A 12,919-nucleotide genomic window follows, 5' to 3' on the forward strand; every position below is an offset into this window, starting at 1 on the left:
AACCTAAAGCGTAGATTTGTTTCTACGCTTTTTTATTGGGCGATATCAAGAATTTGTTTTTTTATAAATTCCTTTTGCTCTGGGTCATACTTTACTGAATTATCAAAACTATTGCCCATATCATCTAAGTCTCTAAGGACTTGATTGACAGACTTTGTAACTGACTTAGTTTCTAACAGTTTTAAAATAGCCTTGCATCTATCTGAAATATTTTTCGATGTTATCTCATATTCATGATTATTATTTCTTTGATGAATAATAATTTGAGCCGAACTCATTATTAAATTTTTTACTACTATATCTGTTACAGCATCACCACCTTCGTTCAGTTTGTAAATTAGTGAAAAAGGAAGTTTATCTAACAAAAAACAGTCTTTATCTGATAAAGCATATGCAAAAAATCCTCTGAGTCCATTTCTCGTTCTAGTTAGCTCTGCGATTCTATCTGCTAAAACCTCTTCGCTGAGTAGATCTTCACCCCACTCTTTGCACCATTGTGCGGATATGTTTATTGCTTGTGTGAACGAAGCTTCTTTTAAATCTATGGTTTTTTTTTCCATTTTTGTTCAGAATTTTATTATTGATGCATTAAAAGTCTTTGACCAATTATAGATCTGGGTTTGTAACTTTACTAGGAAGGCCAAATGTGGGTAAATCTACTTTAATAAATAAATTGATTGGAGAAAAAATAACAATTACTTCTCCAATAGCGCAAACTACAAGAAATAAATTAAAAGGAATACTTACTACAAAAAATGGGCAAATAATTTTTGTCGATACGCCTGGCGTGCATAAACCTCATCATCGACTTGGAGAAATTTTAGTAAAAAATGCAAAATCTGCAATTAATGGAGTTGATATGATAATTTTTGTAATTGATTCAAGTGAAAAACCTGGTAGAGGTGATGAATATATTTTGAACTTTTTACTCGCAAATAAAACTGATTTTATTGTTGCATTGAATAAGTGGGATTTGGTTAATAAAGAATTTAGGAATTTACGATTAGATCAATATAGAAGATTTTTTGGGATTAATAGAAACTTTCAAGTTGTAAGTGCTTCTCAAGGAGAAGGATGTTCTGAACTAGTCGATATGGCTCTTAAATTTCTTCCTGAGGGACCAAAACTTTATGGCGAAGAGACGATTTGCGACCAACCATTAGATAACTTATTATCTGATTTGGTAAGAGAACAGGTATTAAAAAATACAAGAGAAGAAGTACCTCATAGTGTCGCAGTAAAGATAGAAAAGAGAGAGGAAATGAAAAGAAAAAATGGCAAAGTTTTTACAGCTATTTTGGCCACTATTATTGTTGAAAGATCTACTCAAAAAGGCATTCTTATAGGAAAGAAAGGTTCAATGTTAAAAATGATTGGTCAGTCAGCAAGATCAAATATGTCAACATTAATTGATGGTCCAGTTCACCTTGAGTTGTTTGTAAAAGTTGTTCCAAATTGGAGAAAAAAAGAATCAAGGTTAATGGAGTTTGGTTATGAGGAAGAATTCTAGATGAGTGGTTTTAATTTTGATGTAATTACATTGTTCCCTAAAGCTTTTGAATTAATAAATAATTTAGGAGTCATAACAAGAGCTTTAGATAAGAATTTGATCGATGTAAATTTGCATGATTTAAGAGAATATGGAGAAGGTTCTTACAGACAAGTAGACGATAAGCCTTATGGAGGAGGTGCAGGTATGGTATTAAAACCTGAACCTATTTATAAGGCATATGAATCAATTACAAAATCACCTAAAAGTAAAACTTTGTTGATGACCCCTCAGGGTAAAGTCTTAAAGCAAAAGGATCTTGCGAGATGGTCCACTTTGGATCAAATAATAATTATTTGTGGTCAATATGAAGGTTTTGATGAAAGGATTAGATGTTTAGCTGATGAAGAGATATCGATAGGCGATTATGTCCTTTCTGGAGGTGAAATACCTGCTATATCAATAATAAATGGCGTATCTAGATTACTTCCTGGGACTCTTGGAGATTCCGAGTCGTTAGTAGATGAAAGTCACAACTCTTATTTATTAGAATATCCTCAATATACTAGACCTCAAGTTTTTAGAGAAATGAAAGTACCTGATGTCCTAATTAGCGGAAATCATAAACAAATAGAACTTTGGAGGAATGAAGAAAGGTTTAATAGAACTGTAAAAAGAAGAAAAGATTTAATTAAAAATAAATTCTATAATGATCAAAACAATAATAATGAAGCAGATTTATGGTTTTGGGATATGTAATTATAAAATCTCAATAAGAAAATCTTATTCATAAAATCAATATATGTATTTTTTATATATATGCTGTATTTTTTTAAATTAAAATATTGAATAAATAAATGGAGCTACAACTGAACCTTGAGTGATAACTATTAAAGCACCCATTATCACAATTGTAATTATTAGAGGCGCTAACCAATATTTTTTGCGGACTTTTAGAAAATCCCAGATATCTTGAATTAGTTCAAAAAATGCAGACATAATGCTAAAAAATTTTCTTAAGGTTTATTTTCTTTCCTTTTGTAATTTCTTTGTATGAATTTACATTACCATTCACTCTTTTTAGAGGCTCATATTTAAAAAACTTCATAATTATAGATATTGGTATAAGAACAAAAAAGAAAATTAATCCTAAAATAATATGACTATTTATCCAACCTAAAATATTTCCTATTTTCATCCATATTTTATAGGGAAAATAGAGCAAATTAGGTTTAATGATTCCTAGAAAGACAAATGGCAAACCTACTATAATTGTCCATTCTTTAAATGAATGAGCAAAAATTAGTGGTATTAAAAATCCAAAAATTAAAGGCAATCCAAATCCAAAAATTAATCCGAATTCTCTAAGACTTTTTTTAGTTAATAATTTATTCATGATCAATCTAGTTCAAACTTGTCCATCCAAGTTTCATCAATTTCTAACTTTGGTTGATCTTCTTTAAAAAGTAACTGATTTTGTAAAACCAAAACATCCATTTCAGTTCTCATAAAACATCTATAAGCATCCTGAGGAGAACAAACAATAGGCTCACCTCTTACATTAAATGAGGTATTTATAACACTTGAACAGCCAGTTCTCTTCTTGAAAGCTTTTATTAATCCATGATATCTTGGATTTGTTCTCTGATTTACTGTTTGAATTCTTGCTGAATAATCAATATGAGTAACTGCTGGTATTGCTGAACGGATTATATTTAATTTGTCTATACCAAAAAGATTTTCTTCCTTAGTACTCATTTTTTTACAAAGTTCTTCACGTACTGGGGCAACAAGAAGCATATATGGACTTTTTATATTTAATTCAAATTGTGTAGAGACATCTTCCTCTAATATTGAGGGTGCGAAAGGCCTAAAGCTTTCCCTATATTTTATTTTTAAGTTCATAACGCTCTGCATTTTAATATTTCTTGGATCTCCTATTATCGATCTTCCTCCTAACGCTCTTGGCCCGAATTCCATTGGACCATTAAACCAACCAATAACTTTACCATCATCTAAAAGTTCTGCTAATTTTTCAAAAAGTTCCTTATCTTGTAATTCCTTAAAATTAGCTTTTACGTTTAATAAATATTTTTTAATTTCATTATTTGAATATTCACATCCTAGATAAGTGCCTTTCATAGAATCAAAGGGATTAACCTTTCTAGGTTTTTTATGAAAATCATACCAGCCGAGTAAGGCTGCTCCAATTGCAGAACCAGCATCTCCACTGGCGGGTTGTATCCAAATTTCTTTAAAAATATTTTCTTTGAGCAACTTTCCATTAGCTACACAATTAAGCGCGACTCCCCCTGCTAAGCAAAGATTTTCAATACCAGTTTCCTGCCTAATAGATTTGGCAAGCTTCAAAACAATTTCTTCTGTGACTTGTTGAATAGAGGCAGCTAAATCCATGTGAAAACTTGTCAACTCAGATTCACTAGCACGAGGTTTCTGACCAAAAAGTTTGTGAAATGCACTACTAGTCATCCTGAAGCCTCTATGATATTTAAAAAAATTCATATCTAATCTAAAGGTTCCATCATCTTTAATATCAATAAGTTTTTCTTTAATTATTTGAACAAATTTAGGTTGACCATAAGGTGCTAACCCCATTAATTTATATTCGCCAGAATTAACTTTGAATCCGCAATAATAAGTAAAAGCAGAGTAAATTAGACCTAATGAATGAGGGAAGCTGATATCCCATAGGTGCTTTAATTTGTTATCTTTCCCTATCCATAAAGAAGTTGTAGCCCATTCCCCCACCCCATCCATGCATAATATCGCAGATTCTGAAAACTTACTTGGATAAAATGCTGCAGCTGCATGAGATTGATGGTGTTCAGCAAAAAGGAATTTAGGCATGTCAAAATCATCTAATGGGCACAATTCTTTCTGTAAAGATTTAAATTTCTTTTTTAATTCTGACTTCAAAAATATTTTTTCTTTTATCCAAACCTGCATTGCTGCAATGAAAGATCTCATGCCTCTTGGTGCAACACCGATGTATGTTTCCAAAAGTCTTTCAAATGTAAGTAAAGGTTTTTCATAATAAACTATATTGCTCACGTCTTTTAAATTAATATTATGGGAATTCAAACAATATCGAATAGCGTTTATTGGAAATCCTGAGTCATGTTTTTTTCGTGTAAACCTTTCTTCCTGAACAGCTGAAACTATTTCTCCATCCTTAATAAGTGCTGCAGCACTATCATGATAAAAACAAGATATACCAATAATATATGTGCTCATTTAATTAAATATTATATAAATATTATATAAATACTTTATCATTTGGAAATTATAAATTTAAATAGATTCTTACTATAACAATCCAATATTTTAATCTGTAAAAATATTAAAGTATAGATAATCTGCAATATATTCTGAGGACTTATTGTTGAAATGATTTGGATCTGCTGTATAGAAAAAAGGTTGGAAGTTGTTCTCTTTTAAATAGGAATCAAAACCTTTCTTTAAGTATTCTTTTGGATCTAGAACTTTAATATTTAATTTTTCAGAAATTTTATTTATCTTTTCTCTAGGATTTATTGTTGCACATCCGTAGTTTATATATTTTGGGGAATGATATTTATGTATCCCCTTATTATCTATATCGTATAAAATTGGAGATATGAAAATAAAAAGTTCTGCGTCTAAATTTTTTGAAATTATCGATAGTTTTTTAATCTGATTTTCAAACTCTTTCCAAGCTTTTTGAGATAAGCTTTCAAAGCCTTTGCTTCCAAACGTAAATGAATATGAATTCAAAAGTGAACTACTTCCGTTTTCACAGTTTTCTAAATATCTTTTGCTAGCACCTATATAATGTACAAACCAATTAAAAAAGACAGATTTTTCAAGAGAACTGTATTTTATTTGAGCAAGAAGCTTTTTAAACTTTGTTTTATCAGGATTTTTGGCTCCTTGAAGTTCCAATGGAATCAAATCGTTAAAATTAAATTGGTACATAATGTATTTTATCGAAGAATTAAAATCATCTTTAATATCATTGATGGTTTTAATGGAGTCATTTAAATTATTTCCGTAATCGGAAAGTGCAAGAAATTCTATATTGTTATTAATTCTTTTATCTAATAAAACTTTTTTTTGCATTTTTACCCAATAAATATCCTCATATGGCATTCCAAAACCGTTTGTAATAGAGTCCCCTAAAACTATGAATAAATCTTTATTATTATAGTCAAATTTATGATTTTCATTTATCACTCTAGAAATCCAAATATTTTTATATTTTTTTTTGAAAAAATTTTTATTGAGAATTTTTCCATAAATTAAATTTTCTTTCTCAAGAGAATAACTTTCCCTATTTTTAAATTCTGGGAAAAAATTTCTTGCAAATATTTCTAGTAATCCAAATGTAGAAATAAGAATTATTAAATTCCAAAATATAATTTTTTTAAATTTCATTGAAAAGTTTAAAAACTAAATTTTAATAATTACGGTACAGGAATTTTTATCTGAAAACAAAAAAAATTCAAAAAAAAATTTTTTAGAAAATACTTTTGATTTACATATACTCTGTAATTAAAAACAGATCATCTAATTAAATATATAATAGTGACAATATAATTCACACTTAACGTGAGAAAACTAATTCCAAATTTTTTATAAATTTCAATTTCTTGAAAGGTTATTATATGAAAAAAAAATCACCAAACTTCCGTATTGGAAATGGGTATGATATCCATAGATTAGTCAAGGGTAGAAACTTAATAATTGGAGGAGTGCAACTAGAACATCCCAATAATTTAGGGCTTGATGGACATAGTGATGCTGATGTTCTTAGTCACTCAATAATGGATGCATTATTAGGCGCTCTCTCTCTTGGAGATATTGGAAAATATTTTCCTCCATCTGATAAAAAATGGAAAAATGCTGATAGCTTGTTTTTGTTATCAAAAGTAATTGACTTGATAAGACATCATGGTTGGGAAATAAATAATATTGATAGTGTTCTTGTTGCTGAAAGGCCAAAAATCATGCCACACATAAAACTAATGAAAAAAAATATTTCTGAGATCTTAAACATTGATGAAAATTTAATTGGGATAAAAGCAACTACTAATGAAAAATTGGGCCCTGAAGGGAGAGAAGAGGGTATAAGTTGTCATTCAGTAGTACTACTTGAGAAAAAATGAAATTTAATTTAAATTTGAAAAAAAAATTTCAAAAATTTTGTTTAGTATTAATTTGCTTAGTAGTTTTGATTTTTCAATCTGATATTCCAAATTTAAAAGCTTTTACTATGGATAATTTTCAAAGTGAAATGGTTATAGAGGAATTAAGACTTAAAGTACCTGCTGATGTAAAAGCAGCTTGGCTAAATGCGGAAAAAGAAATATGGGAGCCATGGTTATCTTCTCAAGATGGTTTTTTGGGTAGACAATTATTTTGGGATAAAGAAAAAGAAGAAGCTTTAATTTTAGTAAATTGGAAAAGTAAGAAATTATGGAAAAGCATACCAATGTCAGAAGTAAATGTAGTTCAACAAAAATTTGAAGATAATGTTAAAGCTGCTCTAAATGTAGGCAGTAATCCTTTTAAATTGATTTATGAGGGAGAATTAGATAAACAAAGATGAATTTTGATATCAAGTTTGATTTTCAAAGAAGAGATAGGCTTGGACTCATTGAGGCTATTTGGGGGCAAGATAAGAGTATCGACCAATTAGAAAGATTATGTGTAAATGTATTAAGTAAAAATGAGGTTGTTTTCATTACTAGGATTAATAGTGAAAAGGCTAATTATCTTTTAGATTTGTATGATGATGCACGATTCCATGAAGAAGCAAATTGCCTGACAATTGGGAAAAATTTAAAAAAAATAATTACGAATAAAAAAGTTGCCATAATTTCAGGCGGCTCAAGCGATTTGGCCGTAACACTTGAAGCACAATTAGCGCTCGAAATTTATGGAGTGAATTGTCAATCTTTTATAGATGTTGGAGTGGCGGGACTTCATCGATTGATGAGTCAGTTAGAAGAAATTAATAAATATGATGTATTAATAGTTTGTGCTGGAATGGAAGGAGCATTGGCAACAGTTGTGGGCGGATTGTTGGCTCAACCGATAATTGCAGTACCTGTCTCTGTAGGATACGGCGTCAGCAAGGATGGAGCAACTGCTCTAAATAGTATGTTATCAAGCTGTTCTCCAGGTATTGCAGTTATGAATATAGATAATGGTTACGGAGCAGCAATGGCGGCTCTCAGAATAATTAAAAGTATTTCCTAAATAATCACTTTTTTTCGATTTCTAATAGGTTTTCTATCCATAAATTTAGTTGTTTTGATAGCATTCCTTCTTCTCTCATTTTGATTGCTTTTATCACGACTTCTGTATTTACCCACTCTGGAAATCTTTTCGGCATTTATTTTTATATTCAGTATTTTTAATTTGATACAAATTTCTATAAAAACAAGATCTAAGTAACAAATTTAATCTTTTATGTTTGATTTTGCACCTAATCTAGACAGCTCAGATGAGGTATGTTCACTTTCTACATTTTTTAATCTTTCAATCAGCTCGGAGAGATCTTTATGTGCTAATTCCCCATTTTGCTCCCATTTTAAAGACCTTGAGTTGCTATCAATTTTTTCTTTCATTGTTAAATTTAAGTATTAAGAATATAAAACGAAAAAAGGAGAAATTTGGTTATTGTTTCAAGCCTAAACTTAAAAAATTATGAAGATTTTTAATATATTAAATATTTCTCTTTTATCCACCACCAACTATTGAAACAATTTCTAAATTATCACCATCTTTAAGCTTCACTTTTTCCCATTTCATTGAATTTATAATTAAATTATTTAATTCCACTACAATTGTGTTTGGTTTATATCCCATATGGTGAAGAGCTGTAGATAGTAGAGCATTTTCTTGATCAAGTTCTATTTTTGTTTCTTCTCCATTTACCCTAATTTTCATGAGACAACTTTTTTAGAATCATCATAGCGTCTTCTTTAGGATCTTCAGAATTCATTAATTCCGCAACTAAGGCAACTTTTTTAAACCCATTTCTTTTTAAATATGAAATATTATTTGACTTGATTCCTCCAATAGCAAACCAAGGAATATTTAAATCCTTTGTAAGTTTTTTGATATTTTCAATACCTAAAGGTATTTTATTCTTTTTTGTTGTAGTTTCAAATACTGGCCCTATTCCTATGTAATCACAACCCTCTTTAAGAGCATTTGAAATATCAATTGCATTATTTGCACTTATACCGACAATTTTTGAATATCCTAATAGTTTCCTTGCGGTTTTTAAATCTAAATCGTCTTGACCAAGATGAATCCCATCAGCGTTAGTTGCCAAAGCTATATCAAGTCTATCGTTAACGATAAACAGAGAATTATATCTTTTACATAGATTTTTAATCTGAATTGCTTCTTGAAGATGATCTTGATCAGTTCCCGTTTTAAATCTATGTTGAATAATTCTTACTCCAGCGATTAAAATCTCTTCTATTATTTCTAATAAATTGTCTTTTTGATCTGTGATTACATATAAGTCATTTTCTTTTAAAATTTCCTCCGACTTCTTTAACTTGCTATAACTCAATAAGTCAATTTCAATAGTATAAATTTCATATCTAATTTCAGAAGCTATTTTTGAAAGCTCATGATTCTGAAGCCTTGAGAATTCTTCTATGACTCGTAATGCTTCTTGAACTCTGGCTGAATTAGAACTTATAATTTGCTCAGAAGTTTTTCTGTTGAATTGCTCTTTATGAGTCAATCCTTTACATTTGTCCTCAATGTGATTCCTAGATTGTTTATAAACTTCTAAATGATTTTTTCCTAAAATTTGCCGAAAATTTTTAATCCTTTCAACATATTTTTCTTTGCCCAGACCAAATCTAGCCCAATCTTCTAGAACTCTTAATCCTTCTCTAGCTCGGTCTAGATTAGCGTCAATAATTTGATAAATTCTTAAATCTTCAGTGTCTTCAGTATTGGAATTCAGCATTTGTAATTTATTTTTTGTAGTTTTTAAAAATTCTTAGGGCATTCTCTCTATCATTTTTAATTTGACTAGAAAGTTGCTTAACGTTATTGAACTGGATTTGAGATCTAAGCTTTTCAACTGGTTCTACAGATAGATTTAAACCATATAGATCTATATCTTTATTCATTAAATGAACTTCAACTGCAGATGGCAATAAGGGATTTATTGTTGGTTGAGAGCCAAGATTCATAATAGATTCAATTTTTTGGTTGGAATTTTCTATAGTCGTCCATGCTGCATAGACTCCCTCTCCAGGTAAAAATTTTCTTCCATCTATTTCAAGATTTGCGGTGGGCCACCCTATACTTTTCCCAATACCCTTACCTTTGACAACCTTTCCATTAAAACTATAAGGCCTATTAAGAATTTTGAAGGCATTTTTCAGATCACTCTTCTCTAATAAATCTCTTATTCTGCTACTGCTGATTCTACCTTCTTTATCTTCTAAAATTGGAGTAATCTTTAGTTTTATATCCGTGTCTTTAATCATATTTTTTATAGTGTTTATGTCTCCGCTTCTTTTAAAACCAAATTTAAAATTAGCACCCACAGAAATGTTTTTTGCTTGTAATTGATTTATCAAAATATCTCTTACAAATCTTTCTGCACTAAATTTAGATAGTTCCTTATCAAAAGGAATCAGAACTAATTGTTCAATCCCGAGATCTTCAAGAATAGATAGTTTTTCTTCAGGTAAATCAAGTCTAAGGCGAGTCTCTTTGTATAGAACTTCTCTAGGATGAGGCCAGAAGCTCGCAATTGTTGGGGTATATAGATTGTCTTCAACAACACTTTTTATTAATTTTCTGTGGCCGGCATGAAGTCCATCAAAACTCCCAATAGCTATTGAAGTGGGATTCTTAACTTCAGATGGCGATAGTAAAGAGATCAAAAGATTACGTGCAATTTTATGATTTTGATGGCAAATTTGAATAGATTACAATTTATTCAATCAAATGAATGTCAGACAAAATTGATTTTCAGTCCCTTTCATTTGGAATGAGGCGTGTTGGATGGATACGCTTTTGGGTTCAATCCATTTTAGGTGTTGTTGTTGCAGCTGTTTTGCTGTTTTCTAATGTTGTTAATAATAGCGAAGGACAGCTTGGCTTAGCGCCTGGACTATCACTTACAACAATTTCCTTGATTTTACTACTTTTTAGTCTTTGGCAAGGTTGGTTAATAGTTAGAACGGGTAGAGCAATCTCAAGCAATGCAAGACCTTCAAGAGGACAAACGAGTAAATTAATAAAAAGAGGTCTCATAGTCGATTTATTAGGAATTTTGTTTGGATTAATTGGATATCAAGCTCTTATGGGAGCCTTATTTATACAAGCATCCTCACAAACAACCGGACAATTGATAACAGCGACATCTGATATCCCAATTACTGGTCTTGAAATATTATCAGTTCTCAGTAACACGCAAGTTATTGCTGCTCATTTTTTTGGACTTTGTTTTTCTTTATGGCTTTTAAGAAGGATTTACAAATGAATTATTAATTTTAGGTAAGTCATCTAGGTTACCTCTCCAAAATAAATCTGGTTCTACAGGTGTAAGAGATATTTTATTTTCTTGTATTTGAGATACATCGCTAGGCCAATTCTTAGGACCATAACCTTTCGATTTAAGGTCTAAAACAACTTCACCTGCTAACCAATAATAATCATCACCCCTCGGGTCTTCCCTTTTGGAAAATTGATTTTTATATTTTCTTACCGATAATCTTGTCCAGGATAATTCTTTGATTTTGCTTTTCTCGCAAGGAGGTATATTCAAGTTTAGTAGAAGTGAAGCTGGCCAATTATCATTAATTGCTTGTTCGGCAACATTCATTGCAATTTCTCCAGCAAATTCAAAATTCTTCCATTTAAAACTAGCAACACTTATTGCCATGGAAGGAACATTTTCTAAAGTGCCTTCCATAGCTGCAGCGACTGTGCCTGAACAAAAAATATCTGTCCCTAAATTGGGTCCGTGATTTATTCCAGATAGTATCAGATCAGGTTTATGATCCAAGAGTTCAGATAGTGCTAATTTGACACAATCAGCAGGTGTGCCAGAACATCCCCAAGCTTCAATTCCTTGTCCAAATAACTCGTCAGCTTTTTCCACTCTTAATGGGGATTGTAAAGTAAGACCATGACCAGTAGCTGATCTTTCTTGGTCAGGACATACTACTTTTACCTTATGTCCTCTTTTTTTGGCTGATTTTGCTAATGCTCTTATCCCCGCTGCGAAAACACCATCATCATTGCTAATTAATATGTTTAACGGTTTCATTAATCAAAAAATTTTATTTATGGACGATATTTAAGTAAGATAAAGCAATACTTATTTTTACTATATCAGTGAGTCAAATTGAATCATTAAGTCAAATTGAGGAAAAACTAAATAATCTTTCTCTAATAGCAAAAAATAATATAGACAATTCTAATACTCATGAAGAACTGGATCAATTGAGAGTTTCCTTGCTAGGGAAAAAAGGTGATTTATCAATTATTTTGAAAACAATGGGTCAATTATCTGCTAGTGATAGACCAATTATTGGCCAGAAGGCAAATTTAATAAAGATTAATTTGCAAGAACAAATAAATGAAAGAAAAAGTAAACTAAACAGCGAAGCCTTAGATAAAAAGATTAAAAAAGAAAAAATTGATGTAACTATCCCTTCAATTGGAACACCCCCTGGGAATAAACATCCCTTGATTTCAACTCAAGAAGAAATAATAGACATATTTTGTGGTTTGGGATACTCAGTTGAAAGTGGCCCTGAAATAGAAACTGATTTTTATAATTTTGAGTCTCTCAACATACCTAAAAATCATCCCGCAAGAGATATGCAGGACACTTTCTACTTAGATGAAAATAGACTTTTAAGGACCCATACTTCTCCTGTTCAGATAAGGTACTTAGAGAAGAATCCTCCTCCAGTAAGAATTATTGCTCCAGGGAGAGTATATAGGAGAGATGCAGTAGATGCTACGCATTCTCCTGTATTTAATCAGGTTGAGGTTTTATGTATCGATCAAGACATTAATTTTAGTCATTTAAGAGGAACAGTTCTTACATTTTTAAAGGCCTTTTTTGGAGATATTCCTGTAAGATTTAGAGCTAGTTATTTCCCATTTACTGAACCTTCAGCAGAAGTAGACGTCCAGTGGAAAGGTAAATGGTTAGAAGTAATGGGTTGCGGAATGGTTGATCCAAAGGTCTTAGAAAAAATAGGAATAGATTCTGAGAAATGGACTGGTTTTGCTGCAGGATTAGGAGTTGAGAGATTTTGTATGGTGAGACATCAGATCGACGACATCAGAAAATTTTATACAAATGATATTAGATTCTTAGAACAGTTCTAAATAGTATTTAATTTTTAAATTAGGATTGTCCAA

The 12,919-nt window shown here is 30.7% G+C and carries 18 protein-coding genes; 7 read left to right on the top strand and 11 right to left on the bottom strand.

The genetic code is table 11. The features are described 5' to 3' along the window. Window positions 1–32: 32 nt before the first annotated feature. Window positions 33–560: a hypothetical protein gene (locus EU98_RS01030; RefSeq protein WP_032516402.1), complete on the bottom strand. Its 528-nt coding sequence runs from the start codon at window positions 558–560 to the stop codon at window positions 33–35. A gap of 38 nt (window positions 561–598) precedes the next feature. On the opposite strand from EU98_RS01030, the gene era reads away from it, so the two are divergent. Together era and trmD are read left to right on the top strand one after the other, a co-directional pair. Continuing rightward, window positions 599–1,510 carry a GTPase Era gene (gene era / locus EU98_RS01025; protein WP_032516403.1) on the top strand — a complete coding sequence of 304 codons (912 nt, stop codon included), beginning with the start codon at window positions 599–601 and terminating at the stop codon, window positions 1,508–1,510. Then, the gene (trmD, locus tag EU98_RS01020; RefSeq protein ID WP_032516404.1) at window positions 1,511–2,248 is read left to right on the top strand and encodes a tRNA (guanosine(37)-N1)-methyltransferase TrmD; all 738 of its coding nucleotides are present in this window, start codon (window positions 1,511–1,513) and stop codon (window positions 2,246–2,248) included. Window positions 2,249–2,326: 78 nt separating this feature from the next. On the opposite strand, the gene EU98_RS10020 is transcribed toward trmD, so the two are convergent. From EU98_RS10020 to EU98_RS01005, 4 genes are all read right to left on the bottom strand, one after another. Continuing rightward, the gene (locus EU98_RS10020; RefSeq protein ID WP_193743044.1) at window positions 2,327–2,488 is read right to left on the bottom strand and encodes a DUF5989 family protein; all 162 of its coding nucleotides are present in this window, start codon (window positions 2,486–2,488) and stop codon (window positions 2,327–2,329) included. A 4-nt stretch (window positions 2,489–2,492) separates the two neighbouring features. After that, window positions 2,493–2,885, bottom strand: a complete 393-nt coding sequence (locus tag EU98_RS01015; protein ID WP_032516405.1) for an SxtJ family membrane protein — start codon at window positions 2,883–2,885, stop codon at window positions 2,493–2,495. Window positions 2,886–2,887: 2 nt separating this feature from the next. Then, window positions 2,888–4,744: a carbamoyltransferase family protein gene (locus tag EU98_RS01010; RefSeq protein WP_032516406.1), complete on the bottom strand. Its 1,857-nt coding sequence runs from the start codon at window positions 4,742–4,744 to the stop codon at window positions 2,888–2,890. Window positions 4,745–4,834: 90 nt separating this feature from the next. Next, window positions 4,835–5,923 (bottom strand): hypothetical protein, encoded by a 1,089-nt coding sequence (locus tag EU98_RS01005; protein WP_032516407.1) that lies wholly within the window; start codon window positions 5,921–5,923, stop codon window positions 4,835–4,837. 230 nt (window positions 5,924–6,153) lie between these two features. On the opposite strand from EU98_RS01005, the gene ispF reads away from it, so the two are divergent. The 3 genes from ispF to larB are packed head-to-tail and all read left to right on the top strand — an operon-like array spanning window position 6,154 to window position 7,750. After that, a complete protein-coding gene (ispF, locus tag EU98_RS01000) occupies window positions 6,154–6,654 on the top strand; it encodes a 2-C-methyl-D-erythritol 2,4-cyclodiphosphate synthase (RefSeq protein WP_032516408.1) in 501 nt (166 codons plus the stop codon). Continuing rightward, the gene (locus tag EU98_RS00995; RefSeq protein ID WP_032516409.1) at window positions 6,651–7,097 is read left to right on the top strand and encodes a TIGR03792 family protein; all 447 of its coding nucleotides are present in this window, start codon (window positions 6,651–6,653) and stop codon (window positions 7,095–7,097) included. Before ispF ends, EU98_RS00995 begins: the two co-directional genes overlap by 4 nt. After that, window positions 7,094–7,750, top strand: coding sequence for a nickel pincer cofactor biosynthesis protein LarB (gene larB / locus EU98_RS00990; protein WP_032516410.1), 657 nt, complete (start codon window positions 7,094–7,096; stop codon window positions 7,748–7,750). Before EU98_RS00995 ends, larB begins: the two co-directional genes overlap by 4 nt. Window positions 7,751–7,754: 4 nt before the next feature. Here larB and EU98_RS10175 read toward each other — a convergent pair whose 3' ends face one another. The 5 genes from EU98_RS10175 to EU98_RS00975 form a co-directional block, all read right to left on the bottom strand. Further along, the gene (locus tag EU98_RS10175; protein ID WP_011376917.1) at window positions 7,755–7,886 is read right to left on the bottom strand and encodes a hypothetical protein; all 132 of its coding nucleotides are present in this window, start codon (window positions 7,884–7,886) and stop codon (window positions 7,755–7,757) included. A 67-nt stretch (window positions 7,887–7,953) separates the two neighbouring features. Beyond that, window positions 7,954–8,121, bottom strand: a complete 168-nt coding sequence (locus EU98_RS10025) for a hypothetical protein (protein ID WP_072165475.1) — start codon at window positions 8,119–8,121, stop codon at window positions 7,954–7,956. Window positions 8,122–8,233: 112 nt separating this feature from the next. Beyond that, window positions 8,234–8,443, bottom strand: a complete 210-nt coding sequence (gene thiS, locus EU98_RS00985; RefSeq protein WP_032516411.1) for a sulfur carrier protein ThiS — start codon at window positions 8,441–8,443, stop codon at window positions 8,234–8,236. Then, a complete protein-coding gene (locus tag EU98_RS00980; protein WP_032516412.1) occupies window positions 8,433–9,488 on the bottom strand; it encodes a thiamine phosphate synthase in 1,056 nt (351 codons plus the stop codon). The genes thiS and EU98_RS00980 overlap by 11 nt, the downstream gene beginning before the upstream one ends. Before the next feature lie 7 nt (window positions 9,489–9,495). Continuing rightward, window positions 9,496–10,419 carry a bifunctional riboflavin kinase/FAD synthetase gene (locus EU98_RS00975; protein WP_032516413.1) on the bottom strand — a complete coding sequence of 308 codons (924 nt, stop codon included), beginning with the start codon at window positions 10,417–10,419 and terminating at the stop codon, window positions 9,496–9,498. 68 nt (window positions 10,420–10,487) lie between these two features. On the opposite strand from EU98_RS00975, the gene EU98_RS00970 reads away from it, so the two are divergent. After that, the gene (locus tag EU98_RS00970) at window positions 10,488–11,021 is read left to right on the top strand and encodes a DUF3611 family protein (RefSeq protein WP_032516414.1); all 534 of its coding nucleotides are present in this window, start codon (window positions 10,488–10,490) and stop codon (window positions 11,019–11,021) included. Here the strand turns inward: EU98_RS00970 and surE are convergent. Beyond that, on the bottom strand, window positions 11,001–11,810 hold the full coding sequence (surE, locus tag EU98_RS00965; RefSeq protein WP_032516415.1) for a 5'/3'-nucleotidase SurE: 810 nt from the start codon (window positions 11,808–11,810) through the stop codon (window positions 11,001–11,003). The genes EU98_RS00970 and surE overlap by 21 nt on opposite strands. 68 nt (window positions 11,811–11,878) lie before the next feature. Between surE and pheS the strand changes: the two genes are divergently transcribed. Then, window positions 11,879–12,886: a phenylalanine--tRNA ligase subunit alpha gene (gene pheS, locus EU98_RS00960; protein WP_032516416.1), complete on the top strand. Its 1,008-nt coding sequence runs from the start codon at window positions 11,879–11,881 to the stop codon at window positions 12,884–12,886. Window positions 12,887–12,919: the final 33 nt, after the last annotated feature.

It is taken from the genome of Prochlorococcus marinus str. MIT 9314 (assembly GCF_000760035.1).
Classification (GTDB): Bacteria; Cyanobacteriota; Cyanobacteriia; order PCC-6307; family Cyanobiaceae; genus Prochlorococcus_A; species Prochlorococcus_A marinus_B.